Origin of the sequence: Streptomyces sp. NPDC090022, from assembly GCF_044748145.1 — a bacterium.
Lineage (GTDB): Bacteria > Actinomycetota > Actinomycetes > Streptomycetales > Streptomycetaceae > Streptomyces.
In genome coordinates this window covers 95,359-118,022 of record NZ_JBIVFN010000003.1, presented here as the reverse complement: position 1 = coordinate 118,022, position 22,664 = coordinate 95,359, and the positions used below count along the sequence as shown (strand labels likewise).

Annotated in this window: 39 protein-coding genes and 1 tRNA gene; 33 read left to right on the top strand and 7 right to left on the bottom strand. The window is 69.9% G+C overall.

Translation table 11 applies throughout. From position 1 onward, the window contains the following. The first annotated feature begins 61 nt into the window (after nt 1–61). The 16 genes from ACIPXB_RS08370 (at nt 62) to ACIPXB_RS08295 (ending at nt 8,215) form a co-directional block, all read left to right on the top strand. Nucleotides 62–1,003 carry a hypothetical protein gene (locus tag ACIPXB_RS08370; protein ID WP_401446143.1) on the top strand — a complete coding sequence of 314 codons (942 nt, stop codon included), beginning with the start codon at nt 62–64 and terminating at the stop codon, nt 1,001–1,003. A 70-nt stretch (nt 1,004–1,073) separates the two neighbouring features. After that, nucleotides 1,074–1,301 (top strand): hypothetical protein, encoded by a 228-nt coding sequence (locus tag ACIPXB_RS08365; protein WP_401446140.1) that lies wholly within the window; start codon nt 1,074–1,076, stop codon nt 1,299–1,301. A 193-nt stretch (nt 1,302–1,494) separates the two neighbouring features. Further along, a complete protein-coding gene (locus ACIPXB_RS08360; RefSeq protein WP_401446137.1) occupies nt 1,495–1,869 on the top strand; it encodes a hypothetical protein in 375 nt (124 codons plus the stop codon). Nucleotides 1,870–1,963: 94 nt separating this feature from the next. Continuing rightward, on the top strand, nt 1,964–2,284 hold the full coding sequence (locus ACIPXB_RS08355) for a hypothetical protein (protein WP_401446135.1): 321 nt from the start codon (nt 1,964–1,966) through the stop codon (nt 2,282–2,284). A 74-nt stretch (nt 2,285–2,358) separates the two neighbouring features. Further along, complete coding sequence (locus ACIPXB_RS08350) at nt 2,359–2,937, top strand: hypothetical protein (protein WP_401446133.1); 579 nt, start codon at nt 2,359–2,361, stop codon at nt 2,935–2,937. Next, nucleotides 2,930–3,373, top strand: a complete 444-nt coding sequence (locus ACIPXB_RS08345; RefSeq protein WP_401446132.1) for a hypothetical protein — start codon at nt 2,930–2,932, stop codon at nt 3,371–3,373. The genes ACIPXB_RS08350 and ACIPXB_RS08345 overlap by 8 nt, the downstream gene beginning before the upstream one ends. Before the next feature lie 71 nt (nt 3,374–3,444). Beyond that, a complete protein-coding gene (locus ACIPXB_RS08340) occupies nt 3,445–3,858 on the top strand; it encodes a hypothetical protein (RefSeq protein ID WP_401446129.1) in 414 nt (137 codons plus the stop codon). After that, nucleotides 3,855–4,289 (top strand): hypothetical protein, encoded by a 435-nt coding sequence (locus tag ACIPXB_RS08335; protein ID WP_401446127.1) that lies wholly within the window; start codon nt 3,855–3,857, stop codon nt 4,287–4,289. Before ACIPXB_RS08340 ends, ACIPXB_RS08335 begins: the two co-directional genes overlap by 4 nt. Continuing rightward, nucleotides 4,286–4,459, top strand: coding sequence for a hypothetical protein (locus ACIPXB_RS08330; RefSeq protein ID WP_401446125.1), 174 nt, complete (start codon nt 4,286–4,288; stop codon nt 4,457–4,459). Before ACIPXB_RS08335 ends, ACIPXB_RS08330 begins: the two co-directional genes overlap by 4 nt. Then, nucleotides 4,456–4,659, top strand: a complete 204-nt coding sequence (locus ACIPXB_RS08325) for a hypothetical protein (RefSeq protein WP_401446123.1) — start codon at nt 4,456–4,458, stop codon at nt 4,657–4,659. Before ACIPXB_RS08330 ends, ACIPXB_RS08325 begins: the two co-directional genes overlap by 4 nt. Beyond that, on the top strand, nt 4,656–5,288 hold the full coding sequence (locus ACIPXB_RS08320) for a hypothetical protein (RefSeq protein WP_401446121.1): 633 nt from the start codon (nt 4,656–4,658) through the stop codon (nt 5,286–5,288). The genes ACIPXB_RS08325 and ACIPXB_RS08320 overlap by 4 nt, the downstream gene beginning before the upstream one ends. Then, on the top strand, nt 5,285–5,656 hold the full coding sequence (locus tag ACIPXB_RS08315; RefSeq protein ID WP_401446119.1) for a hypothetical protein: 372 nt from the start codon (nt 5,285–5,287) through the stop codon (nt 5,654–5,656). The genes ACIPXB_RS08320 and ACIPXB_RS08315 overlap by 4 nt, the downstream gene beginning before the upstream one ends. Then, entirely contained in the window at nt 5,653–5,847 is a 195-nt protein-coding gene (locus ACIPXB_RS08310; RefSeq protein WP_401446118.1) for a hypothetical protein, read from the top strand. Before ACIPXB_RS08315 ends, ACIPXB_RS08310 begins: the two co-directional genes overlap by 4 nt. 64 nt (nt 5,848–5,911) lie before the next feature. After that, on the top strand, nt 5,912–6,190 hold the full coding sequence (locus ACIPXB_RS08305) for a hypothetical protein (RefSeq protein WP_401446116.1): 279 nt from the start codon (nt 5,912–5,914) through the stop codon (nt 6,188–6,190). Between the two features lie 182 nt (nt 6,191–6,372). Beyond that, a tRNA-Ser gene (locus ACIPXB_RS08300) sits at nt 6,373–6,453 on the top strand. Nucleotides 6,454–6,556: 103 nt separating this feature from the next. Beyond that, entirely contained in the window at nt 6,557–8,215 is a 1,659-nt protein-coding gene (locus ACIPXB_RS08295; RefSeq protein ID WP_401446114.1) for a TROVE domain-containing protein, read from the top strand. A 236-nt stretch (nt 8,216–8,451) separates the two neighbouring features. Here the strand turns inward: ACIPXB_RS08295 and ACIPXB_RS08290 are convergent, their stop codons facing one another. The 5 genes from ACIPXB_RS08290 to ACIPXB_RS08270 all read right to left on the bottom strand — a co-directional run bounded on the left by ACIPXB_RS08290 (nt 8,452) and on the right by ACIPXB_RS08270 (nt 9,950). Continuing rightward, entirely contained in the window at nt 8,452–8,739 is a 288-nt protein-coding gene (locus ACIPXB_RS08290) for a hypothetical protein (RefSeq protein WP_401446112.1), read from the bottom strand. A gap of 9 nt (nt 8,740–8,748) precedes the next feature. Beyond that, complete coding sequence (locus ACIPXB_RS08285) at nt 8,749–8,892, bottom strand: hypothetical protein (protein ID WP_401446110.1); 144 nt, start codon at nt 8,890–8,892, stop codon at nt 8,749–8,751. Nucleotides 8,893–8,921: 29 nt separating this feature from the next. Further along, entirely contained in the window at nt 8,922–9,197 is a 276-nt protein-coding gene (locus ACIPXB_RS08280; protein ID WP_401446108.1) for a hypothetical protein, read from the bottom strand. Between the two features lie 110 nt (nt 9,198–9,307). Then, complete coding sequence (locus tag ACIPXB_RS08275) at nt 9,308–9,610, bottom strand: GIY-YIG nuclease family protein (RefSeq protein WP_401446107.1); 303 nt, start codon at nt 9,608–9,610, stop codon at nt 9,308–9,310. Nucleotides 9,611–9,620: 10 nt separating this feature from the next. Further along, nucleotides 9,621–9,950, bottom strand: coding sequence for a hypothetical protein (locus ACIPXB_RS08270; protein ID WP_401446105.1), 330 nt, complete (start codon nt 9,948–9,950; stop codon nt 9,621–9,623). A 134-nt stretch (nt 9,951–10,084) separates the two neighbouring features. Between ACIPXB_RS08270 and ACIPXB_RS08265 the strand changes: the two genes are divergently transcribed. The 6 genes from ACIPXB_RS08265 (at nt 10,085) to ACIPXB_RS08240 (ending at nt 12,877) form a co-directional block, all read left to right on the top strand. Beyond that, entirely contained in the window at nt 10,085–10,405 is a 321-nt protein-coding gene (locus tag ACIPXB_RS08265) for a hypothetical protein (protein WP_401446102.1), read from the top strand. Nucleotides 10,406–10,580: 175 nt separating this feature from the next. Continuing rightward, nucleotides 10,581–11,561: a hypothetical protein gene (locus ACIPXB_RS08260; protein WP_401446099.1), complete on the top strand. Its 981-nt coding sequence runs from the start codon at nt 10,581–10,583 to the stop codon at nt 11,559–11,561. Next, nucleotides 11,561–11,719: a hypothetical protein gene (locus ACIPXB_RS08255; RefSeq protein ID WP_401446097.1), complete on the top strand. Its 159-nt coding sequence runs from the start codon at nt 11,561–11,563 to the stop codon at nt 11,717–11,719. The genes ACIPXB_RS08260 and ACIPXB_RS08255 overlap by 1 nt, the downstream gene beginning before the upstream one ends. An 8-nt stretch (nt 11,720–11,727) precedes the next feature. Further along, nucleotides 11,728–12,000, top strand: coding sequence for a hypothetical protein (locus ACIPXB_RS08250; RefSeq protein ID WP_401446095.1), 273 nt, complete (start codon nt 11,728–11,730; stop codon nt 11,998–12,000). Further along, nucleotides 11,997–12,659, top strand: a complete 663-nt coding sequence (locus ACIPXB_RS08245) for a hypothetical protein (protein WP_401446092.1) — start codon at nt 11,997–11,999, stop codon at nt 12,657–12,659. Before ACIPXB_RS08250 ends, ACIPXB_RS08245 begins: the two co-directional genes overlap by 4 nt. 83 nt (nt 12,660–12,742) lie before the next feature. Then, nucleotides 12,743–12,877 (top strand): hypothetical protein, encoded by a 135-nt coding sequence (locus ACIPXB_RS08240; protein WP_401446090.1) that lies wholly within the window; start codon nt 12,743–12,745, stop codon nt 12,875–12,877. Between the two features lie 55 nt (nt 12,878–12,932). Here ACIPXB_RS08240 and ACIPXB_RS08235 read toward each other — a convergent pair whose 3' ends face one another. Both ACIPXB_RS08235 and ACIPXB_RS08230 read right to left on the bottom strand, forming a co-directional pair. Next, the gene (locus tag ACIPXB_RS08235; RefSeq protein ID WP_401446088.1) at nt 12,933–13,370 is read right to left on the bottom strand and encodes a DUF6221 family protein; all 438 of its coding nucleotides are present in this window, start codon (nt 13,368–13,370) and stop codon (nt 12,933–12,935) included. Next, nucleotides 13,367–13,633, bottom strand: a complete 267-nt coding sequence (locus ACIPXB_RS08230) for a hypothetical protein (protein ID WP_401446086.1) — start codon at nt 13,631–13,633, stop codon at nt 13,367–13,369. Before ACIPXB_RS08230 ends, ACIPXB_RS08235 begins: the two co-directional genes overlap by 4 nt. Nucleotides 13,634–13,970: 337 nt before the next feature. Between ACIPXB_RS08230 and ACIPXB_RS08225 the strand changes: the two genes are divergently transcribed. The 11 genes from ACIPXB_RS08225 (at nt 13,971) to ACIPXB_RS08175 (ending at nt 22,438) form a co-directional block, all read left to right on the top strand. Continuing rightward, nucleotides 13,971–14,357: a WYL domain-containing protein gene (locus ACIPXB_RS08225; protein WP_401446083.1), complete on the top strand. Its 387-nt coding sequence runs from the start codon at nt 13,971–13,973 to the stop codon at nt 14,355–14,357. A gap of 26 nt (nt 14,358–14,383) precedes the next feature. Then, nucleotides 14,384–14,713 (top strand): hypothetical protein, encoded by a 330-nt coding sequence (locus ACIPXB_RS08220; protein ID WP_401446081.1) that lies wholly within the window; start codon nt 14,384–14,386, stop codon nt 14,711–14,713. A 13-nt stretch (nt 14,714–14,726) separates the two neighbouring features. Beyond that, entirely contained in the window at nt 14,727–14,855 is a 129-nt protein-coding gene (locus ACIPXB_RS08215) for a hypothetical protein (protein WP_401446079.1), read from the top strand. 366 nt (nt 14,856–15,221) lie between these two features. Next, entirely contained in the window at nt 15,222–15,713 is a 492-nt protein-coding gene (locus tag ACIPXB_RS08210) for a hypothetical protein (protein ID WP_401446077.1), read from the top strand. Continuing rightward, nucleotides 15,713–17,038, top strand: coding sequence for a phage terminase large subunit (locus ACIPXB_RS08205; RefSeq protein ID WP_401446074.1), 1,326 nt, complete (start codon nt 15,713–15,715; stop codon nt 17,036–17,038). The genes ACIPXB_RS08210 and ACIPXB_RS08205 overlap by 1 nt, the downstream gene beginning before the upstream one ends. A 104-nt stretch (nt 17,039–17,142) precedes the next feature. Continuing rightward, nucleotides 17,143–17,271, top strand: a complete 129-nt coding sequence (locus ACIPXB_RS08200) for a hypothetical protein (protein ID WP_401446073.1) — start codon at nt 17,143–17,145, stop codon at nt 17,269–17,271. A 10-nt stretch (nt 17,272–17,281) separates the two neighbouring features. After that, nucleotides 17,282–18,982 carry a phage portal protein gene (locus ACIPXB_RS08195; RefSeq protein ID WP_401446071.1) on the top strand — a complete coding sequence of 567 codons (1,701 nt, stop codon included), beginning with the start codon at nt 17,282–17,284 and terminating at the stop codon, nt 18,980–18,982. 190 nt (nt 18,983–19,172) lie between these two features. Continuing rightward, the gene (locus ACIPXB_RS08190) at nt 19,173–20,129 is read left to right on the top strand and encodes a head maturation protease, ClpP-related (protein ID WP_401446069.1); all 957 of its coding nucleotides are present in this window, start codon (nt 19,173–19,175) and stop codon (nt 20,127–20,129) included. Between the two features lie 11 nt (nt 20,130–20,140). Further along, nucleotides 20,141–21,481 carry a phage major capsid protein gene (locus tag ACIPXB_RS08185; RefSeq protein ID WP_401446067.1) on the top strand — a complete coding sequence of 447 codons (1,341 nt, stop codon included), beginning with the start codon at nt 20,141–20,143 and terminating at the stop codon, nt 21,479–21,481. Nucleotides 21,482–21,566: 85 nt separating this feature from the next. Beyond that, nucleotides 21,567–21,977, top strand: coding sequence for a hypothetical protein (locus ACIPXB_RS08180; RefSeq protein ID WP_401446065.1), 411 nt, complete (start codon nt 21,567–21,569; stop codon nt 21,975–21,977). Further along, complete coding sequence (locus tag ACIPXB_RS08175) at nt 21,974–22,438, top strand: hypothetical protein (RefSeq protein WP_401446063.1); 465 nt, start codon at nt 21,974–21,976, stop codon at nt 22,436–22,438. The genes ACIPXB_RS08180 and ACIPXB_RS08175 overlap by 4 nt, the downstream gene beginning before the upstream one ends. The last annotated feature ends 226 nt before the right edge of the window (nt 22,439–22,664 follow it).

Sequence of the window (22,664 nt, the reverse complement as noted above, 5' to 3'; positions counted from 1 at the left end):
CCGCCCTCGACGGCACCGACTGGCAGCAGCCCATCCCACCACGACCCCGAAAGGCAGACCGATGACCGCCGCCCAGCCCGCGCTCCGGCTCCTCAGCCTCGGCGCCGGCGTCCAATCCACCACCCTCGCCCTGCTGTCCGCCGAGGGCCGCCTACCCAAGCTCGACGGGGCGATCTTCGCCGACACCGGCTGGGAACCCGCGGCTGTGTACCGCCACCTCGACCGGCTCGAAGTCGAGGCACTCCAGCCCGCCGGGATCCCGCTGTACCGCGTCTCCGCCGGCAACATCCGCGACGACGCCCTCAACCCCGCCCACCGCTTCGCATCCATGCCCCTGTTCATCAAGAACCAGGACGGCGGCGACGGCATGACCCGGCGCCAGTGCACAGGCGAGTACAAGCTCAAGCCGATCAAGCGGCAGGCCCGACGGCTCCTCGGCTACCCGCACCCGCGGCCCGTGCCGCGCGGCCTGTACGCCGAGCAGTGGATCGGCATCAGCCGCGACGAGATCGGCCGGGCCAAGGACTCCGGTATCCAGTACCTCCGAAGCGCGTTCCCACTCCTCGACCTTGGCGGCGCAGCCGACGGCCGGGGGGGGTGGACCCGTGACGACTGCCTTCGCTACCTGCGCATCAACGGCTGGGAGACCACCCCCAAGAGTGCGTGCGTTGGGTGTCCCTTTCATGGCAACTCGCAGTGGCGTCGCCTCAGGGACGAGCAGCCCGATGAGTGGGCCGACGCCGTCGCCTTCGACGCCGCCATCCGTTCCGGCAACGCGCGCGGCAACGCCAACGGCAAGCCACTGCTCGGAGAGGCGTACCTCCACCGGTCCCGCCTCCCGCTTGACCAGGCGCCCATCGACCGCGTTACCGCCCACGAATGGGCCCAGCGCCAGACCGACATCTTCGGCCAGGTCGCCGACGTCGAGCTTGAGGCCGGCGACCCGGACGGCTGCTCCCCCTGGTCTTGCCGCTCCGGCCAGCCGGTAGACGACGCCGCCTGACAGCAGGACGCCCCGCCCTCGGTGAAGGAGGGCGGGGCGCCCACCAACCCTCTCACGAACGGAGACCCCGATGACCGACACCACCCCCGCCCCCGCCGTTGGCCAGATCTGGCAGGACAACGACAAGCGCGGCTTCGGCCGCCGCATCCGAATCGACAGCATCGACGGTACCCACGCCCGTGTCACCGAGGTCAGTGGCCGCGACCACTCGCCTGTCCTGTACGGCCGCGCGACCCGCATCCGCCTCGACCGGTTCCGGCCCACCAGCACCGGCTACCGGTACATCGGCACCGCCTGAACGCCAGCAGCCCGCCTCTCGCGAACGGAGACCACCACCATGTCCCTCACCCCCGCCGAGTACGAAGCCCGACGCCGCCGACTCGTAGCGGACGCCGAGGACGCACGGAAGGCCCTCTTTGCCGCCCGCCAGCGGTACGACGCCCTATGTGAGGAGCTCGCCGAGCTGCGGCGCGCGCAGGGGGGACTGGGTCGTGACCGGGCCTGATCTTGACGAACGCGAGCTCCGCGTTCTGGAACTCTCGGCCGCGGGCTACACCTACGAGCACATCGCGCGGGAACTCGGCACCGGCCGTCCGTACACCGCCAAGCTCGCATCTCAACTGCTCAGGAAGCTCGGTGCACGGTCGATGCCACAGGCCGTCTTCCTCGCCTGCCGGGCCGGGATCCTCGACGGCCGCCCGCAGCGGCACGGCGACCACGCCGGCTACGAGGCGCACCTCCGGCGGGGCGAGGACCCGAAGGCGTGCCTGTACGGGTGCCCGGAGGGCGAGCGGGCGTACCGCAATGCGCAGCGGAGGGCCAGCAAGGCCTCTGAGGGCTCCGCAGGGCCGCTAAGGCCTACCTAGTCCAACCGCACCCCGTTAGGCCGCCAGATGGGCCACCGGCGGCCCGCAAACGGCAACCCCGCCTGACCCGACCCGCGCACAAGGAGAAACCCACATGCCGGAGTACCCGCCGCCGGACGACCGCCTCAAGCACCTCCTCGCCCAGGAGATCAACCTCAGCGTCGACACGTGGAAGCTCGCCTTCTGGATCGCCGACGGAATCGTCAAGAACCCGGCCATCCGCGCCGAGCTGGACCGCATCGCCGCCGCCCACCACAAGGGGCAGCACTGCGGGGACCGGCACTGCGCACGCTGCTTCGCCGTGGCACTGGCAGACGGCGAGACCGTGGCGGCTGCCGCCAAGTGCGTGAGCTACGTCGGCGACCACATCCGCTGTGACCGCTGCACCCGGCCGCTGGAAGCGCACTCCGCCTGACCCCGCCCCGCCGGTCGCCCCTGTCCTGGGGCGGCCGGCCCGGACACCACCCACACCACCGAAAGGACACGACCGTGCCGGAACTGACCGAGCAGCAGCGCGCGGCCCGCCGCAAGCAAGCCCGCGACATGATCGAAACCGCGCTCCGCGAGACCCGCGCCGACTGGCGGCCCAAGCCCACCCGCTACGACCGCGCAGCCGACATCGCCCTCGACGCCCTCGGCGACCTGGCCGCCGAGATCCTCGTCGACGGCACTATGCTCCGCGGCCTCGACATCCGCGACGGCGTCGCCTCCCTGTCGCTGGAGCCCGCGACCGAAATCCTCAAGATCTTCGTCGCCAGCATGCGGGGAGTCCTCGACGGCTACGGCGCTGAGAACTACGTCGAGACGGAGATGCGCGCCCCGTCGGTGTCGATGGACCTGCGCAGCGGCGACAACCCGACCGACGACTACACCGTCACCATCCAGCGCCGACAGCGGCCGACACCGCACGAGTTCAGGCAGCGGGCCGAGCGCCGCCTCGCCGCGGTCCTCGCCGAGTGCAGTGCCATCGAGGCCGAGCGGTACGGCCAGCACGACGAGGACGACGACGGCGCGCGCGAGGCCGTGGCCCGCATCCGCCGCGCCGCCGAGGAGGCCGACCGTGCCTGACCGCGTCTACATGAACCGCATCCCCGGCGAGGAACGCATCCACGTCGAGATCAGCCGCGACGAGATCCGCGAGATGCTCGCCCGCCCCGCCGGGGACGCCAGCCGCGCTTTCTGGGGGCTGCTCGCCACCGCCGACCACCAGTTCAACGGCGTCACCCTCCGGGACCCCAAGTGGGCCGACCCCGCCGCCGGACCGCAGTGCGTCTGCGGCGACCCGATCGAACGGCGGAGCGGGCCGGTGTCGGGCTGGATTCACAGCCCCGGCTCGCACACGCCCTGCCCCGACGCCCGCCCGTCTGAGCGCCGCCAGCTCACCGACCTGGAGCACGACCGCGCCTGGCACGCCATCGAGGGCCTCGACTGGGCGGCCGGCCCCGACCCGGACACCGTCCTGAACGCGGTACTGGCCGCGCTCGACATCGATCCGCCCGCCTGACCAGCCACCGGCCGCCCTGCGGGCATGGCAGGGCGGCCGACCCCACCAGCATCCACCGGAAGGACCCGACCGTGACCAATTCCCGCCGCTTCCACCTCCTCCGCCATGCCGACGTCTCCGGGGTCTCCGGCACTGGCATCGTCGCCGACGGCATCCTGTGGCCCGACGGCACCGCCAGCCTCCGCTGGCGCGGCGAGCGACCCTCCACCGTCCACTGGGACCGCATCAGCGACGCGAAGGCCGTACACGGCCACGGAGGCGCCACCGAAATCGTGTGGGACGACAACGGCAGCGACGCCGGGCGTCTCGCCCGCATCGCCGAGGCCCACTCAAAGGACCAGGCCGGGCACGGCATGACGTCCGGCCACTGCACCGAGTGCGGCTGGTCGCACCCCTGCCCGACCTACGTGTGGGCCACCACGTCCCGCGACGAGCTGGCCACGTGGGACCCGGCCGACGACGAGGCCGAGGGGGCCGGGCAGTGAGCGCCGCCGACGAACTGCACGCCGCCGCCGAGAGGCTGCGCACGCTCGCCACCGCCGCGACCGCAGGCCCCTGGTACCAGCACGACACCCACCTCAACCAGGGCGGCCACACCGCCACCGTGCTGACCGACCGCGAGAACGTCAACGACAACGAACTGATCGCGTGGGTCCCAACCTGGAGCCACCAGGCCTGGGACGAGACCCGGAACGCCTGGAACAACGCGGCCTACCTCGCCGCCATGCACCCCGGCGTCGGCACCTCGCTCGCTGAGCTGCTCGCCGCGACGGCCGATTTCGCCGCCGCCTACCCCGAGATGGCCCACGACCACGACCGGCCTGCCTGCGACGACTACGCCTGCGACGTCATGGGCCGCGCCCTCGCCGTGGCCCGCACCATCCTCGGCACCCAGGACGACGGGAGCAGCCGATGACCGACCAGCCCACGATCACCCCGAACCCGAACGGCGACGGCGTGATCCTCCACCTCCCCGACATCACCTACCTCGACACGCAGGCATGGTCCGTCGACATCGGCCTCACCCAGGAAGGGCTCGACGGCCTTCGCGCCGCGCTCACGCCGACCACCGAGCCGGCGCCGTGACGGAGCAGCTGTTCCTGCCGGGGTGGGAGGTCGAGCCCTGCGACACCGCCCCGGCACCCGACCCCGACGAGCAAGCCCACCTCGACCTGCACGCCCCGCGCCGCTACATCCCCGGCGACCACGGACGCGCAGCAGGCCGGCCCACGTACTGGCGCAAGCGACGCATCCACACCCTGACGATCAAGGGAGACGTCCTGTGAACGACCAGCCCGACCCGCCCACCCTGGCCCTGCCCCGCGACACCGTCACCCAGCTGCATGCGGTTCTCGGCCAACTCCTTGCCGGCGACTGCCACGACAGCGGCTACTGCCCGCACTGCGGCCGCGGTGACGCCGGCCCCACCGCCGACGACTACGAGCAACTGCGGCAGCGCGCCGAACGCGCAGAGGCCGAAGCCACCGCATGGGCGGAGTCCGACAGCGCGGACGCCGCGGCAGGGTCCTACGCCCACCGGGCTGAACAGGCAGAGGCCGCGCTCGCCGCCCTGCACGAGGGCGAGGAGCCGCCCCCAGACGAGAACGTCCAACCCACCCCGGCACAGTGGCTGTGGCAGTGGAACCGGGCCACCCCCGCCCAGCGCCTCGACATGGCGGGCCGGGTCCTGGAAGCGTTCACCGAGGCGAGCACGTGCTTTCTGATGGACCACAAGGGCGAGAGGCCCCGCAGGCAGGCCGCCGAAGCCGCGCTCGACCGCGTCACCGCAGCCGTCGCCTCGTTCAACGGTCGAGGCGTCCTGGGCGACCCCAACTGCTGGCCGATTCCCACCGCAGGCGAAGTACTGCAAGCCGTCCGCGCCGCCCTCAACGACCGCCAGGAGCCCACATCGTGATCACCGTCGTCAACCTGGTATGCCCGTGCGGTCACACCAGCGGCCATCACTGCCACGCCGACTGGAGCGAATCCAAGTACCTGGCACCTTCCGCGCCCGGTCGGCACACCGCCGACTCGATCACCGACCCAGCACTTCACCGCCTCTACGACGAACGGGACATGTACGCCCGCGACTGGAACGCAGCCGTTGCCCGTGCCGAACAGGCCGAGGCCGAACGCGATGCCGCCGAACAGCGCGCCACCGACGCCACGCAGAAGTGGGGCTACGCCTTCGGCCTCCTCACCCAGGCCGCCGACTTCGTGCCGGAAGGCGCCCTCCGCGACCGCATCCTCGCCGCCCTCGACCCCCAGGAGCCCAGCCCGTGAACCCCAAACAACTCGTCGCCCGCACCATCGCCGTCGCCCTACCCCTGGCCTTTGTCACCACCATGTCCGTCGGCGCCTACCACGACGTGGGCGGCTGGCTGGCGGTAGCCGCCCTGTGGGGCGCGGTCATCGGCTGCGTGTGCGCGGTCGCGGTCTTCGTCTGGGCCGTCGACAACTGGAACACTCGCTAGCCCGAGGTTACGAACCAGCAACACCCCGCGCAGGGCGCGCCCCGGCGCGCCACCCTGCGTACCCATGAACCGAACCCACACCGCCGCCGTCCTCGCCGGCCTCCTGCTCACCGCCACCGCGTGCAGCAGCGAACCGTCCTACGACCAGACCGCCGACCAGTGCATCGCCGCCGTCAAGGCCCGCCCCAAGGACACGCCGGCCAGGCCCCGGCCGAAGGTGTGCGAGCGGCTGACGGAGGAGGACTACAACACCATCGTCGTCGGCCGGGTGATGGAGGATCTGGGGTGGACCGGGGAGGATGGTCGGCTGGATCCGAACAAGCTGATCTCACCGAGCCCCTAGGGGAACGTTATGCGCTATCTGGCGCCGAACCTCGTGTTCCGGCCATGACGTAACTCCTGTCCGGTTCCGGCTCTTTGCGGTACGCTCGTCGCACAACTTCATGCACCTCCCGGTGCGCAGGCCCGCAGCTACTTCTTCGGTGAAATCACGCTGCAGGCCGTCCTTGATCTCGGGAGGCACAAGCATCGGGGTGCCCGGTGCGCAGGAGACGGTTACTTCCACTGCTAATGGGGTGGTCCCGGGTTCGAGTCCCGGTCGACGCTTCGGCGTCGGTAGCTCAGTTGGTAGAGCACCTACGTTCCCGTCACCGACTTTGATCTCGGGCACCCCACGCTTGACCTCCCCTCCCATGTGAGGGGCTTTTTTATGTCCAGGTTCAACACCCGCACGACCCGCCCTGCCGTCAGTTCGCCCGTGAAGTCGACCGGGCAGACCGCGACCACCCACGAGGGCGCCACCGGCTACCTCCGCGACGAGAAGAGCGAGCTGTTCCTCCTCGCCGTCTCCAACCTCGTCGGCCAGGACACCTTCTACGAGAACGGCGGGAAGCGCGACGACCGCTTCACCCAGCTCGTCCGCACGCTCGCTGTCGCCGATCCGGTCTGGACTGCCGGCCTGCTGGGCTGGCTCCGCGGCGAGGGGAACATGCGGACCGCATCCCTCGTCGGCGCTGCCGAGTTCGTGAAGGCCCGCCTCGACGCCGAGAAGACCCCCGGGGCGGCCGTCGTCACCGCGGAGGGCCCGGCCTCGAACCGCCGCGTCATCGCCTCCGTCCTGCAGCGTGCCGACGAGCCCGGCGAACTCCTCGGCTACTGGACGTCCCGCTACGGCCGCCGCATCCCCAAGCCGGTCAAGCGCGGCATCGAAGACGCCGTCGGCCGCCTGTACACCGAGCGGGCCCTCCTCAAGTACGACACCGCATCCAAGGGCTACCGGTTCGGCGACGTCCTCGAACTCACCCACCCCGCCCCGGCCGCGCTCTGGCAGGGCGACCTGTTCAAGCACGCCATCGACCGACGACATGGCCGCGGAGACGAGCCGCCTCTCTCGCTGCCGCTGCTCCAGTCCCGCGCCGCGATCGCCGAGTGGGACGTCGAGAAGCGCCGCGCCGCGGTCAGCCGCCCGGACGCGGCCGAGTTTCTCAACCATGCAGGCATGACCTGGGAGGCCCTCGCCGGCTGGCTCCAGGGGCCGATGGACGCCAAGGCCTGGGAGGCGATCATCCCGTCCATGGGGCTGATGGCGCTGGCCCGCAACCTCCGCAACTTCGACGAGGCCGGCGTCTCCGACGAGGTCGCTGCTACCGTGGCCGCACGCTTCACGGACGCTGGGCAGGTCGCCAAGTCCCGCATGTTCCCGTTCCGCTGGTGGGCGGCCTACAAGCACGCCCCGTCGCTGCGCTGGGCCCACGCCCTCGAGCAGGCCCTCGGCCACTCGCTGGCCAACGTCCCCGCCCTGCCGGGCCGGACGCTGATCCTCGTCGACCGGTCGCCGTCGATGTTCCCCGGCTACCACTTCTCGACGCCCAACGGGTCGGACATCACCCTTGCCGAGCAGGCCGCCGTGTTCGGGTCCGCGCTGGCTCTGCGCGCCCAGGAGCCGACCCTCGTCGAGTTCGGGATGAAGTCGAACGCGATGCGCGTCCCGAAGGGCGGCAGCATCCTCCGGCTGATCGAAGCGTTCGGGGGCATCGACGGCACGGACATCCCGTCCGCCGTCAAGCAGCACTACGCAGGCCACGACCGGGTTGTCATCGTCACCGACGAGCAGACCCGGGCGGGCTGGCTGCCGTCGAACGCCTACGGCTACCACGGCGGGATGCCCGAGACCCGCATCGACGACCTGATCCCGAAGACGGTCCCGGTGTACATGTGGAACATGGCCGGCTACAAGGCGGGGGCGATGCCCTCGGGCAGCGGTAACCGGCATGCGATGGGTGGGCTCACCGACTCGGCCTTCCGCATGATCCCGCTCCTCGACGCGGGCCGGGATGCCAGCTGGCCGTGGGAGACGAAGCACGCCTGAAGGCAAGACGGTGACGCCAGCTCCCGCATCCGGCGGGGGCGGGAGTACAGAGGAAAGAGTGAGAAGGGGAGTTGCGGCCCAGGTCAGCGCACCCCGGCCACTGTCAGCACCCTCGGCTACCGTGGACACATCAACCGCAAGCACCACGACTTGCGGGGGATGCTGCGGGCTGCAGCTGCACGGATCCGCCCCACCGGACCCCTCGCGGGGACAGCGCCCGGCGGGGCGGACGCGCGTCAGACCCCGTCCGGTGTTGAATGGCAGACCGCAGTCTTCACCGCCGCCTCCAGCTTCCCCCGGTCCTGCCCGGTCGCCGCCGCATGCCCGGTGATCGCCTGCTGCACCTCGTCGGCACGCTCCCGCCACACGGCCATCGCCGCATTCCACGCCGCGTGCTGCTCGTCGGTCCAGCCGCCCTCTTGGGTCGGCCGGCCGTACTCCTCCTGCAGCCGGCGCACCTCGGCGTGCGCGTCGTCCGCCGCCCGCTGCAGGCCGATCAGGTCGTCGTTCAGTTCGATTGCCACCCGGGGATCCTAGGCCGCAGGCTCCCGCTCGGCGCGCACCGCCACCACCCACGCCTCCAGCAGCTGGCGGTACTCCTCCGACCCCGCGCGGCCGGCACCGGCCAGTCGGCGGATCTCGTCGTTCAGCTCAGCTGCGGACGCCCCCTCGATCACGACGATCAGGATATCGACCCCACGCCCACTCAGAGCCGGCCGCGCCTGGACTGCGCGGCGGCGGCGCGGACGCTTTTCAGCAGGTCCTCGGCGTCATCCTCGTCCACAACGTCGAGGAACTCCGCGATGATCGCCTTGTGCTCCAGAAGTGCCCAGACCAGGTCTTCCATGGTGTGGCTGGCGATGTGTTCGACGGCTTCCCGGTCGCTGCGGAATGGGATCATGGGGCGGTCGCAGTGATCGATGGGGCAGCCTTCGGCGGTGGCGCCGCGCCCGTGGGCGATGAGGCTCTCGTGCTGCGTCATGCCACCCGAGACTAGTAGGGCACACAACGGAGCACGCCAGGGCGCTTGGGAGCGCTGGGGCGGCGCAGGACCCCCGAGTCTCTGGAGGATCGGGGGCCCTGTGCGTGGGGCTACTCTGCGGCCGGGGAGCGCTCGAAGAAGTTGCGGCGGTCGCCAAGGGCCCGCCGCACTCCAGCGCCCGTGACCAGGCCGTGCCGCTCCGTGCCGTGGATGTTGTGGACCGTGGCCTCCTCGCGTAGCGCGCGGCGCTCCTCGGCCGCAGCATCCTGGCGCGTCGGGAACCAGTGCACTGAGAAGCGAACGACGTCCGGCCACCAGGAGTGCTGGTTGGCATGCGCGGCCCAGCGCCCCATTGGGTTACGCCCCATGCCGATGTAGAGCGTCCGTCCCGCCTCGTCATACAGGCGGTACACGGCCGTTTCCTCAGACTCCTTGCCCTGCACTCCCGGGTGAATCATCGGGCCGTTCACTGGCTCCCGCATCGTTCTCCTTGGCCTTCAAGTCGGTCCGCTCGCCCTGCCGCAGCGTCCGGCTGCGGAAGTAGCGCTCCACAGCGCTCCACTCGAAGACCCGCGTGCGCCCCGTCTCGAAGACCGGTGCTGGCCAGTCCTTGTCGTCGGCCGCCAGCTGGCGAATGCGCGCCGGACCCACTCTCTTCAGCCCGACGGCCTCCAGGAGGGCCGGGATCTGCGGGATCGTCACCAACTTGGGTGCCTCCGGCTCGCGCGGTGTCTCCCGTGGGGAGCTGGGCATGGCCCCATCCTCTCAACTTATTTGCGTTGACGCAAACAAGTGCTACGGTCGTTCTCAGCACAACAGAACGGCCCCGGTCGGTGTGTGAGAGCCCGACCGGGGCCAGCCGCCACCTGCCAGAACAGGGGACAGCCATGGGACACCGTACCCAGCTCAGCCAGCAGGACGAACACCTCCGCCGCGCCCGCCACGGCGACAACGTGCGCGCCGGCCTCGCCCACGTCGCAAACCACCTGAACACCCGCTGCGGCGACCGCGACCCCGCCGACCCCATCACCGACTTCCACCTCCGCGCCATCGTCCGCGGCTGGGCGGTCCAGCTGTACGACTGGGACGAGCAGGCCGACCGCCTGTACGCGCTGATCTGGGAGGCCCTGCCCGCCCGGCGCGAGCACGAGACCCGCGGCGAGTTCGCGGCCCGGCTGCTCCTGGTCCTGAAGGCGGTGACGTCGTGATCGAGGACGCTGACGCCACCGTCGCCGAGCTCCTGGCGCGCGCCGACGACGACTACCGCCGCGAGCAGGACGCCCGCGAAGCCGAGTCCCACCGCGCCGCCTGACCCCACCGACCGGGCCGGACCCGCGCTGACCACCCGCGCGAGCCCGGCCCACCAACGCCCCGGAGCACCACGTGCACACCCGCATCGCCTGGTGGGCCAGCCTCACCCTCATCGGCGGAGCCGCCGCCGCCCTCACCGCCTGGTCCCTCTACGTCGTAGCCCACGACATCTACGGCGTCCCCCACGCACTCGCCGTCCTCACCGCAGCCGTATACGACGGAACCGCCATCGCCGCCCTCTACCTCGCCGGGCAGGCCGTCCAGGAAAACCGCTCCGCCCTCGGCCCCCACCTCGCCACCCTCGGCATGGCCGGCGTCTCCATCTACCTCAACCGGCTGCACGCCCACCACATCAACGGCGGACTCGGCGCCACCCTGCTCTTCGCGACCCCCACCGTCGCCCTCCTCCTCATCGCCGGACTCGCATGGTCCGCCGTCCGCGCCCGCCATCGCGCCACCACCGGCGACACACCCGTCACCCTCCCGCGGTACGGCATGTGGGGCTGGCTCCTCGCCACCGAAGACGCCTGGGCCGCCACCAAGCGACGCGCCGTCACCCACGTCACCAGCAGCGCATCACCCGCGCCGCAACCGCATCCCGTAAAGCGGCACAGCGCATCAGCTGTCCTCCGCGACCACTTCGCCGACATGGACCCCGCCGACGCGATCCGCTTCGCCCACTCCGCGAAGCCCAGCGCCCCACCCGCTGACCTTGCCGCCGAGCTCACCTCATACGGCGTCCACGTCTCGGCCGTCCAAGTCGCACTCGTTCTCGGCCACGCGCCGGCCCGCATCACCCTGGAACGCGATGATGCGCCTGATGCGCCGCAGGTCAGGCCCGCTGTCCTGCCCAGCAAGAGCGACGCCATCCTCAACGCCGCATCAGTCCTCGGCCCTGACGCCAAGGCTGCGGCGGTCGTGGAGCAGGTGAGGCGCACCACCGGGCTTCAGGTCGGCGAATCCTACGTCCGCACCGTCCTGTCCCGAAAGAAGCCCACCCCGGCCCCTCGCCCCGCTCCCGGCATCGGCAAAGGCGGAGGGGGCTACAACTGATGCCCGCTGACCAGATCGTCTCGCTGTACGTCGTCAGCTACTGGGCGTTCCTCGTCCTCCTCCCCCTCACGGCCATGGCTCTCGTCAGCCGCCGCGCCCGCCGCATCCTCCTGTGGTTCCTCGCCATCTGGTTCGCCCTCTACGCAGCATCGAAATGAGTGCAGTCATGAACCCCAACCTGCTCGCCGCACCCCAGGCCGGAGTCTCGTCCGCTGGTATCAGCTCCGGCAGCGTGATCATCGGCCTGCTCCTCGTCGCGTTTCTCGCCGGCCGGTGGAGGAACATTCCCGCCGAAACCCGCAAGACTGTCGCCATCGTCGCCATCGCCGCGATCCTCCTCGGCGGCGCCGGGGGCCTCGTCGGCAGCATCTTCCAGGGCACCCGGCAGGCCGGAGACGGCGTCGGCGCCACCATCACCGGCACCACCACCGGCCGATGAACCACGCAGCCCGGATCGCCGTTGGCGCCGCCGTGCTTACCCGGCAGGCCCTCGGAGGCACGTGGAAGTCCGTGCTGCTGCGCGGGGGAGTGGTGGTCTACGCCAGTCCGCACCTGTTCACCGCGCTTCAGCCCTACCCGTACGTCGTCCCTGTGGGGTTCGTGGGCTGGGTTGGTGCCGCGTGGTGGGTCGGACACCCCGACTGGAGGCCCCGGCCCGCGCCCGACGCTGTGGCCGAGGGGCCCGGCCCTGAGTCGGAGGAGGGGCCGGAGGAGGATCCGGTGTCCCTCAGCAAGGAGCACCCGCCCGGCCCCGACATCGACACCGTCGTCGGCGCCGCCCACCGACTCGGCACTCCCCACGTTCACCTCACCGCGATCGAGGACCACCTCGGCGCCCCGCCCGGCAGTGTCCGCCGGGTCCTCACCGCAGCCGGGATCCCCATCTCCGACGTGCGGATGCAGGGCCGCGGCACCAGCACCGGTGTGAAGGGGCACGATCTGCCGCCCCTCTCCCACCCCTCTCCGGAAGGGGTTGACGGTGTTGTTGGTGCAGGTCAGGGCGCCAACAACAGCAACAACATCACGGTGAAGAGCAGTGCGAACGGGGTCCGGGTCACCGTCACCGACCTCACTGAGCGCCGCGCGTACACCGTCTGACGCCCGGGGCTGGCCGCCCGCCTGGCAGCTGACCGGCCGGCCCCGGGGCTTCCCTACCCCGATCACGAGACAGGACCAGCATCATGGCACTCCGCCCTCCCCAGCCTCCGGCCGACGACCCCCGCCTGAAGGGGCACGAGACGACGTACTCGGCGTCGCGTGGCGGCCACTACCCGACCGAGCCGAAGCCCGTTCCCGGTGCGCCGCAGAAGGGCTGACTGAACCGACGAGGAGCCCCACCCAGGATTCGGGTGGGGCTCCTTCGTGTCCTGGCTACGGGCGCGGGGGCGCCCACTCTGTGCGGTAGTCGGGGTGGTCGGCGTACGGCAGGGCCATGAACTCGATCTGCCGGCAGACCGCGCCCTCGGCGAGGATGTAGTCGTCCCCGCCGTTGCTCTTCTTGGTGTGCTGCTGGATGCGCTCGTAGTGGTTGAGGGCCTGCCGCTTGGCGTCGACCTCGGCGAGGACACGGGCCGGATCATGACGCGCCCAGTGGTCTACGAGCCCAGGCTTCAGCGGCATCGGCAGATCACGGCCGTCGGTGGTCGCGTGGCCGTAGGTCAGGACATGGCCGTTCTTGGTGCGCAGCACGTTCGTCCCGTCGGGCACCCACTGCCCGTCCCAGGGGGTACTGCGGTCCTGCACGCTGCGCGCGATCAGCTCGTCCTCGTGGAGTCGGGCGCGGAGGAACTGCACGAGGTCGGCGGTCACAGGCTGGGCTCCCTCGGTAGGTAGCCATCGTTGCGGGCAAGTGCCGAAGCGCGCTCAGCAACCGTCATCCGATTGAGGAGAGGCACCAATTCGCGAATGGCCATGTCGGCTTCTGGCGAGCATTGGTCGATGTCCTCACCGATGTCGTAAGTGTCGACGGTGATGGTGCCGTCGATGTTCCAGTCGTCGATTACTACATGCAGCGGCCCGCCTACCGGCTCTGTCTCGTAGATAGTCTCCACAAGTTCAAGTGCCCGCTTCACCTTCGAGTTCCACACATCTGGGCGCCCGCGATCATCCCAGCATGTTTCACACATGAGGTTCCTCCCTTCGCTCGGGCAGGTGAGCGCCCGGGCGCTGCACGTACCACTCCCAGAACTGTCGGGTGATGGCTGACCGATCTGTACCGGCCGCCCTGGTCGCGGCGTCGAGGTCATCCCAGAGCTGATCGTCAGCGCCCCGGATGACGCGCTGCTTGTGCTTGTGAGCGTTTGCCATGGGCCAAGTCTCCCAGGTGGCTTGCCACCCGTCAAAGAGTGTGTCACTCTAGAGGTGGCAAGCCACCCGTGAACAGGGCGGACACACTCCGAGGGGGCACAGATGAAGCACACCAAGAACGAGACCCAGCACCAGACCCTCACCCGCCTCATCACCGCCCTCGACAACCAGCACCCCGTCACCATCACCTACACCAAGGCCGACGGCACCCAGACCATCCGCACCATCGAGATCTACGACTTCAAGGTCAGCAACGCCGGCGACATCCTCATCACCGCCATGGACCGCGAGACCGGCGAGCGCCGCGACTTCCGCCTCGACCGCATCCACGCCTACACCATCCACCGCACCCACTACACCGTCCCCCGCACCACTGACGCCCCCACCACCCGCGCCCCGCAGGGCATCGCCACCGTCACCGTCGTCTACCCGATCGACGCCCCCATCGCCGCTCGCATCACCCTGCTCGCCGACCACCTCGCCGCCTGAACCACCCACCCGAGAACGGACCCGCAATGAACACCACCACCCGCCTCACCACCCTCCGCCAGCAGATCGCCCGCCGCGCCCTCGCCACCATCCGCACGCCCCACGACGCCCAGATCCTGGACGTCGTCCGCACCGGCCCGGTCATCACCGTCGCCACCCACCAGGACGGCGACCGCCTCCCCTACTGCGTCGACTCGTTCCGCCTCCTCACCCCCGCGGAGAAGGACCCGGAGGACTGGGCCCCGCACCGGCCGCACGACTTCACCCTCGTCGACCAGTACGGCGGCGCCGGCGCCGACGAGGTGCCCGGCATGCTCGCCAAGGCCGTCGCGTTCGCCCGCGCCATCGTCGAGTGACGAGGCGAGCGCCGTGAACAACCTCGCGCCCGGCACCGACTCCGCGCCGCTCCCCGCCTGGGAGCTGACCGGCTGGCAGCTCGCCCAGGAAGACCGCCGCTGGGACAGGTGGGAGCAGGACTACGACGACGGAGACGAATAGCCCGGCATCGGGTGCAGCCGGCGCGCCTCATCCGGCAGCGGGACTGAGTCATGCGGCACCCAACCCGTACTCCAGCCGCAGTTGCACTGATAGCTGACCAGCCCCGTCAACTCGCGCAGTAGCGGCCGGAGACCCTCGGCGTTCACCGGCCCCGGCCTGCTCCTGAACTGGTTGAGGCTGTGGAGCCTGTGCTCCAACTCCCAGCCCTCGGCGTCCGTCTCCAACATGGCTCCTCCTCCTGTCGCGGCTGCCCAATGGTCTACCCGCTACGAGACAGACGCCAGCGATTGGCCCGCTTTCCTACCTCGGGAGGCGGGCCAATTTCATGCCCTCCATGCCATCCTGGGGCCAGGAGGGAGGCCAATCATGGGAACCGAGGGCCAGCCACGCAACAAGCAGCTCAACCGCTTCGAGTACACCCCCGAAGCCGCCGAACGCGACGCCAAAGCCGCCCAGATGCGAGCACGCGGCGCCACCTACCAGGAGATCGCCGACGCGCTCGGCTACTACGACAAGAGCCACGCCTGGCGCCAGCTCCAAGCCGTGCGCAAGCGCGTCCTCAAGCCAGCCGTCGAGGAGATGGTCGCCGTCGAGATGGAACAGCTCGACCAGCTGTACGTCGCGGCCCTGGAGATCCTCGAACGCTCGCACCTGGCCATCTCCCAGGGCAAGGTCATGGTGGACGCCGAGGGCCGGCCCATCCTGGACGACGGCCCCCGCCTCGCCGCGATCCGTGAGATGCGCATGCTCCGTGAGTCGTACCGGAAGCTGTACGGCCTGGACGCCGAGAAGAAGGTCAACATCTCAGGCGGCGTCCGGTACGAGATCGTCGGCGTTGACCCTGAAGACCTGACGTGATGGATGATGACATCGTTGTCAGATACGAACCGCGCGGCGCCGCGAACGCCCTGTTCCGTACCCGAACTTCCGAGGTCGCCATGGCCGGGCCCGCCGGCACCGGCAAGAGCCTCGCATGTCTCTTCCGCGTCCACCTGTCGGCGCTGAACAATCCCGGGATCCGCTGCCTCATCGTCCGCAAGACCGCCGTCAGCCTCGGCGCGACCACCCTCGTGACGTTCGAGGAGAAGGTCGCCAAGCAGGCCCTCGCCACCGGCGTCGTCCGCTGGTTCGGTGGCTCGCCCCGCGAGGCGCCGTGCTACCGGTACAGCAACGGGTCCAAGGTCGTCGTCGGGGGGATGGACAAGCCGGAGAAGGTCCTGTCCTCCGAGTACGACCTGGTGTTCGCCGACGAGGCTACCGAGCTGACCGAGACCGACTGGGAAACCCTCGGCACCCGCCTCCGCAACGGCCGCCTGTCCTGGCAGCAGCAGATCGCCGCCTGCAACCCCTCCCAGCCCACCCACTGGATCAAGACCAGATCCGACCGCGGGAGCATGCTGATGCTCCACTCGCGGCACATCGACAACCCCGCCTACATGCGGCCCGACGGAACCCTGACGCCCGCCGGCGCGGACTACATGGCCAAGCTCGACGCGCTCACCGGGATCCGGCGCGCCCGGTTCCGCGACGGGATCTGGGCCGCAGCCGAAGGGCTGATCTACGAAGGCTGGGACGACGCCGTCCACTCTGTCCCCGCGTTCGACATACCTGCGGCGTGGACGCGGTGGCTGACGGTCGACTTCGGGTTCACCAACCCCTTCTGCGCCCAGTGGTGGGCCGAGGACCCCGACGGTCGCCTGTACCTGTACCGGGAGATCTACCGCACGAAGCGCCTCGTTGAGGACCACGCCCGGCACATCCTCAAGCTCGTCACCGACGACGACGGCGCCTGGACCGAGCCGCGGCCGCGCGCGGTCATCTGCGACCACGACGCCGAGGACCGCGCCACGCTGGAGCGGCACCTCGAGTTGGGGACGACCCCGGCGAAGAAGACGGTCTCCGACGGCATCCAGGCTGTCCAGTCCCGGCTCAAGGTCCAAGGGGACGGCCGGCCGCGCCTGCTCCTGGTGGAGGGCGCGCTGGTGGAGCGGGATCCGGACCTGGAGGCGGCGAAGAAGCCGACGTGCACGGCGGAGGAGATCACCGCCTACGTGTGGGCGGTGAAGCCTGGCGGGGTGGCGAAGGAGGAGCCGGTCAAGCAGGACGATCACGGGATGGACGCGATGCGGTACATGGTTGCGAGCCGGGACCTTGCAGGTCAGACGAGGCTGAGGTGGTTGTGATGGACGAGGTTCGTGCAGCGCGGGGAGGGCCCGGGGTGACACACCGGACGATTCTGGGCGCCCTGAATAGAATCATGCCTACCGTTTTGGCATTGACTGGAACTATGCTTGTGGCAATTGGCATAGGCATGACCTATGAACCGGCGGGCTGGATCGCCGCCGGACTAGGAGCCTGGCTCCTCGAATGGCGCCTCTACGGCGGCCACGAGGACACCAGCAGGAGTCGCCGCTAGGAGGTGACCGGTGGGCAGGACCGTGCTCGGCGCCATCCTCAACCGCGTCACCAGCCCCGCCGCCCCACCCGTCCCCTTCTCCAGCCGCGCCCAGTCCCGCGCCTGGGGCCTCGGCGGGCGCCGCGACGCCGTCGCCCAGATGGACGCCATGGGCTCCGTCGGCACCCTGTTCGCCATCGTCAACCGGCTCTCCAACGCCACCTCACAGGTGGAGTGGAAGCTGTGGCGCAAGGCCGCATCCGGCCGCAAAGAAGACCGGGCCGAGGTCACCTCCCACGCCGCCCTCGACCTCTGGCGCAAGCCGAACCCCTTCATGCCCCGGCAGGAGTTCGTCGAGGTCACCCAGCAGCACATCGACCTCACCGGCGAAGGCTGGTGGGTCGTCAGCCGACACAAAGCCTCCCCGATCCCGCTGGAACTCTGGCCCGTCCGACCCGACCGGATCACCCCCGTACCTGACCCGGAGCGGTTCCTGGCCGGCTACATGTACCAGGCGCCCGACGGGCAGCAGATCGCTCTCGAACTCGATCAGGTCATATCCCTGCGGATGCCCAACCCCCTCGACCCGTACCGCGGGATGGGCCCGGTGCAGTCGATCCTCGCCGACCTCGACGCGACCAGGTACAGCGCCGAGTGGAACCGCAACTTCTTCCTCAACTCGGCCGAGCCCGGCGGAATCATCGAGGTCCCGAGCCCCCTCAGCGACCCGCAGTTCAACGAGCTGCGGATGCGCTGGAACGAGCAGCACCGCGGCGTCGCCAACGCCCACCGCGTAGCGATCCTGGAGCACGGCAAGTGGATTGACCGGAAGTTCACCCAGCGCGACATGCAGTTTGCCGAGCTGCGGGCCGCTTCGAGCGACGTCATCCGCGGCGCGTACGGCATACCCAAGTTCGCCGTCGGTGACGTCGAGGACGTCAACCGGGCCACCGCAGACGCCGCAGGAGCCTGGTTCGACTCCATGCTGACCGTGCCGCGCCTGGAACGGTTCAAGGCCGCGCTGAACTTCGACGTGCTGCCCCTGTTCGGCGCCACTACGGCAGACCTGGAGTGGGACTACGAGAACCCCGTCGCCGAGGACCGGGAGCTTGCCGCGCGGGAGTTGACCGCGAAGGCCGGCGCGGCGCGCACCCTCGTTGAGGCAGGCTTCTCCCCCGCCGCTGTCCTGGCTGCGGTCGGCCTGCCCGAGATCGAGGCCGCGCCGGCAGCGGGCGGCGAGGGGCAGGCGACACCGCGGGAGATCGCCGACATGATCCAGTCGATCTACCTAGGCGTCGACACCGTCGTCACGTGGGACGAGGCGCGCGCCATCTGCAACCGCGCCGGCGCCAACCTCGACTTGTCGGTGCAGCCGCCGGCGACGATCCGCCGCTTCGCCCGGCCCGGCTCCACCCCCGCGTCGGCCCCCTCTGCCCCAGAGGAGCACCCGGAAGAGCCGGCGGTCAGCTCCCTCCCGCTCGGCCCTGAGCTGGCCGCCCACCTGGGCATCCCCGACGTCGAGGCAGCGCAGCGGTGGGTTGTGGTCGCTGTCGATGACGACGACACCTGCGGCCCGTGCGCCGAGAACAACGGTCGGACGTACAAGAACCGGGCCCAGGCCTACGAGGACTACCCGGGCGGGTCGGGCTACGTCCGCTGTGAGGGCGCGCAGTACGGCAACGACTGCCGGTGCCGGGTCGTCAAGCGCGGCAAGGGCGGCGATGAGGAGTGACGCATATGCCGATCGATGGTGCATCATGAGTACCAGCTCGCGGGGAGTTGCGGAGTCTGTCATGCGCAGGCTGGGGCCTCTCCCCCGTCGGCTGTTCAACTCGGCGCGCCTGTCGCAGGGCGCGGTCCGGGAGATCCTCGGTGCTGGCATGCGCACCTCGACGGACTCTGACAACGTTGTCAGGCCTGGCGTGAACCTCCAGGGCGCCGCGGTCACGGAACGCCGGGACTGGTACCGCATCACCAACACCGCCAGCGGGCCGGTCGTCGTCGACATCTTCGACGAGATCGGCTTCTGGGGCGTCAACGCCGCCAGCTTCCAGCGGGAGCTCGCCCAGGTGACGGCCTCGGAGATCACGGTGAACCTGTCGTCGCCGGGCGGGGAGATCTTCGAGGGCATCGCCATCTACAACGCCCTTCGCACCCACCCCGCCAACGTCACCATCCGCGTCTCCGCGCTCGCCGCGTCGATCGCCTCGGTGATCGCCCAGGCCGGCGACCGGATCGTGATGCTGTCCGGATCCCAGATGATGATCCACGAGGGGTCCGGCCTGTGCATGGGCAACAGCGAGGACATGCTGGAGATGGCGCAGCTCCTCGACCGGCAGTCCGACAACATCGCCTCGATCTACGCCGAGCGCGCGGGCGGCAGCGCCGCCGAGTGGCGCGAGCGGATGAAGGCGGAAACCTGGTTCAACGCCGAGGAAGCCGTCGCCGCGGGCCTGGCCGATGAGGTGGAGACCGAGCCCCGCAATGGCGCGCCCGTCGAGGAGCAGGTGACCGCACGCTGGGACCTCAGCGTGTTCAAGCACGCGGGCCGCGAACAGGCACCCGCCCCGGTCATCAACGCGGTCGACGCCCCGGCCCCGACCGGCGGCATCGTCGAGGGCCTCCCCGCTGTCGGTGAGGGCGGGACGGACTGCCGAATCTTCACGGCATCCTCCGGGACAAAGCTGATCGAGGAGCACGGCCCCGAACTCGTCGACCTGCCACCCGGCGACGAGCTGCAGCCAGCACCCACCGCTGAACCCGAGGCCGACCCCTGGGCCGCACTCACCGCACACCTCACCCAGCCTGCCCCCGACCCGTGGGCCGGCCTCGTCGCTCACCTGACGTCGTCCAGCGCGGCGACGAGCACCCACGCCTGAAGGAGGCACCCATGACCACCGTCGTCCCGCGCACCGCCGATGAGCTGGCGGAAGCCCTCGGTGACACCGCGACCCTCACGAAGATCGTGGCGTCGAAGGACTCCCTGCAAGAGTTCATCACCGAGTACGCCAAGGGCCAGGCACGGTCGGACGAGACGATCGCCCAGCAGGTCCGCGAGGAGACGCAGAGGGCGTTCGCCAACTGCCTCCGCGGCGACCAGATCGAGGGCATCAACCGCCTCAACCTCGCCCCCGAGGCCACCAAGCCCAACAACCAGTACTACAACGCCAAGGCCCCCGGCGCCGGTCTCGACAAGCGCTTCGCCGACTGGACCGAGTTCATGACCGCAGTCTGGGACGGCGCCAACACGCAGGAAGCGTTCGCCGCCCGCGCAGAGATCAAGAAGATCCAGAACGCCTTCAGCTCCAACGTGCCGTCCGACGGCGGGTACCTCATCCCGGAGACGCTTCGCTCCGAGCTGCTGAGCGTCCCCATGGAGAAGTCCCTCGTCCGGTCCCGCGCCCGCGTCGTCCCTATGGAGACGCTGATGGTGCCGTATCCGACCGTCGACTCCACCTCCAACGCCACCAGCGTCCACGGCGGCATCCTCGGCTACTGGACCGAGGAGGGCGGCACTCTCACCGACTCCAGCCCGTCCTTCGGCCGGATCGAGCTGCAGGCGAAGAAGCTCACCCTGTACTCGGAAATCCCCAACGAGCTGTTCCAGGACTCCCTCGCTACCCTGCAGCAGTTCATGAACCAGTCCTACCCCGAGGCCCTCTCGTGGTTCGAGGACGTCGCCTTCATTGAGGGCAACGGTGTCGGCCAGCCGACCGGGTTCCTCAACGCGCCGGCCGCTGTGTCCGTGGCGAAGGAGTCCGGGCAGCTCGCTGCAACGATCCTTTGGGAGAACATCGTCAAGGCCTACTCCCGGATGCTCCCGTCGTCCCTGTCCAGTGCGGTCTGGGTCGCCAACATCGACACCCTGCCCGAGCTGATGACGATGGCCCTGTCGGTCGGTACCGGAGGATCTGCGGTGTGGATCGGTGACGGTGGCGGCGAGGGTGCGCCGCCGGTCCGGATCCTCGGACGCCCCGTGATCTTCACGGAGAAGGTGCCCACCGTCGGCACCGTCGGCGACATCAACTTCGTCGACTTCGGCTACTACCTCATCGGTGACCGGCAGGCCATGCAGATGAGCACCAGCTCCGACTACAAGTTCGGCAACGACAAGACCGCCATGCGCGTCATCGAGCGCGTCGACGGCACCCCGTGGATCAAGTCCGCGATCACCCCGCGGAAGGGCTCCAACACCCTGTCCCCGTTCGTCAAGGTCGCGACCCGCGCATGACGTAGCCGGTCGGGGCGGGCAGTAACGCCCCCGCCCCGGCTCGCTCCGAAGTGGCAATCAACCCCCACCAGGAAGGCAGAACATCATGGACGCCCTCGGCCGGCTGTTCAACGCAGCCACCTCCGCTACCACTGCAGCCACCGCGTTCGGGCTCAAGGACGCGGGCGGTGCCACGATTATCCTGATCGGCGCGACCTCCGGGAACGCCACCATCCAGGAGGCCCAGGACTCCGCCGGAACCGGCGCGCAGAACCTGGCCGTTTTCACGAAGTACTACCGGCAGAACAGCGGCGTGTGGACCAAGGTCACGCAGGCCGCTGCCGCCACGGTCACCGCTGGCACCGGCGGTCTTCTCGTCGCCGAGGTGGAGGCCTCGCAGCTGTCGGACGGCTTCACGCACATCACCTGCTCCCACGCCTCCGGGTCCTTCGTGATCCTGCCGCGGGACCTCAGCACCAAGCGCAAGCCCGAGAACCTGCGGGCGGTGACCCAGTGAGCGTCCTCATCGCCGGCTCCCAGCTGCGCACCCTGCTCTACGGCACGAAGGTCGACAAGGCAACGGCCGCCCTGCCGGCTTCGACGACGGGCTCACTGTTCACCGTCACCGGCGGCCGGGTCCTGGTCACGTCGATCGTCGGCCGGGTCACCACCAGCATCCAGGCGCAGGCCAACGCGATCAAGCTGGTGGCCACGCCCAGCGGTTCGGGTGCTGTTAACGATCTGTCCGGCACAGTGGAGTCCAACGGGCTCGCTGCAGGCGGCCTCCTGTCCATCACCGGCCTCGCCGGCGACGCCATGGTCAAGTCCACGGGCGGCGGCGTCTCGACGCTCCGCAACCCGGTCATCGTCGCTGCGGGTGCGATCGGCCTGAACACGGCGGCCACGAACACCGGGTCGGTGGAGTGGTCCCTGACCTATGTACCGCTGGACGACGGCGCCACCGTGACGGCGGCCTGACATGACGGCCTGGGTGTGCGCGGACTGCACCACCACCTTCTCGGTTGGTGCTCCGCGCTGCCCGCACTGCCGGTCCACTGCCTTTGCAGAGCAGGGAGAACCCATGCCGAAGATCACCGTTCACGGCGGGCCGACGATCGCCGTCGGCGGCGTCGCCGTGACCGCCGCTTGGGGCGACGAGCCCCAGCCCGAGACAGCCGGTGCCGTCACAGAGCCCCCCGCGAGT

Excerpts from the sequence above, each read along its gene's own strand:
- ACIPXB_RS08185 (WP_401446067.1), top strand. The coding sequence starts at position 20,141 with ATGACCACCGTCGTCCCGCGCACCGCCGATGAGCTGGCGGAAGCCCTC.
- ACIPXB_RS08355 (WP_401446135.1), top strand. The coding sequence starts at position 1,964 with ATGCCGGAGTACCCGCCGCCGGACGACCGCCTCAAGCACCTCCTCGCC.
- ACIPXB_RS08280 (WP_401446108.1), bottom strand. The coding sequence starts at position 9,197 with ATGACGCAGCACGAGAGCCTCATCGCCCACGGGCGCGGCGCCACCGCC.
- ACIPXB_RS08250 (WP_401446095.1), top strand. The coding sequence starts at position 11,728 with ATGAACCCCAACCTGCTCGCCGCACCCCAGGCCGGAGTCTCGTCCGCT.
- ACIPXB_RS08205 (WP_401446074.1), top strand. The coding sequence starts at position 15,713 with ATGGATGATGACATCGTTGTCAGATACGAACCGCGCGGCGCCGCGAAC.
- ACIPXB_RS08265 (WP_401446102.1), top strand. The coding sequence starts at position 10,085 with ATGGGACACCGTACCCAGCTCAGCCAGCAGGACGAACACCTCCGCCGC.
- ACIPXB_RS08240 (WP_401446090.1), top strand. The coding sequence starts at position 12,743 with ATGGCACTCCGCCCTCCCCAGCCTCCGGCCGACGACCCCCGCCTGAAG.
- ACIPXB_RS08330 (WP_401446125.1), top strand. The coding sequence starts at position 4,286 with ATGACCGACCAGCCCACGATCACCCCGAACCCGAACGGCGACGGCGTG.
- ACIPXB_RS08370 (WP_401446143.1), top strand. The coding sequence starts at position 62 with ATGACCGCCGCCCAGCCCGCGCTCCGGCTCCTCAGCCTCGGCGCCGGC.
- ACIPXB_RS08210 (WP_401446077.1), top strand. The coding sequence starts at position 15,222 with ATGGGAACCGAGGGCCAGCCACGCAACAAGCAGCTCAACCGCTTCGAG.
- ACIPXB_RS08200 (WP_401446073.1), top strand. The coding sequence starts at position 17,143 with ATGCTTGTGGCAATTGGCATAGGCATGACCTATGAACCGGCGGGCTGG.
- ACIPXB_RS08365 (WP_401446140.1), top strand. The coding sequence starts at position 1,074 with ATGACCGACACCACCCCCGCCCCCGCCGTTGGCCAGATCTGGCAGGAC.
- ACIPXB_RS08255 (WP_401446097.1), top strand. The coding sequence starts at position 11,561 with ATGCCCGCTGACCAGATCGTCTCGCTGTACGTCGTCAGCTACTGGGCG.
- ACIPXB_RS08225 (WP_401446083.1), top strand. The coding sequence starts at position 13,971 with ATGAAGCACACCAAGAACGAGACCCAGCACCAGACCCTCACCCGCCTC.
- ACIPXB_RS08305 (WP_401446116.1), top strand. The coding sequence starts at position 5,912 with ATGAACCGAACCCACACCGCCGCCGTCCTCGCCGGCCTCCTGCTCACC.
- ACIPXB_RS08220 (WP_401446081.1), top strand. The coding sequence starts at position 14,384 with ATGAACACCACCACCCGCCTCACCACCCTCCGCCAGCAGATCGCCCGC.
- ACIPXB_RS08270 (WP_401446105.1), bottom strand. The coding sequence starts at position 9,950 with ATGCCCAGCTCCCCACGGGAGACACCGCGCGAGCCGGAGGCACCCAAG.
- ACIPXB_RS08295 (WP_401446114.1), top strand. The coding sequence starts at position 6,557 with ATGTCCAGGTTCAACACCCGCACGACCCGCCCTGCCGTCAGTTCGCCC.
- ACIPXB_RS08180 (WP_401446065.1), top strand. The coding sequence starts at position 21,567 with ATGGACGCCCTCGGCCGGCTGTTCAACGCAGCCACCTCCGCTACCACT.
- ACIPXB_RS08245 (WP_401446092.1), top strand. The coding sequence starts at position 11,997 with ATGAACCACGCAGCCCGGATCGCCGTTGGCGCCGCCGTGCTTACCCGG.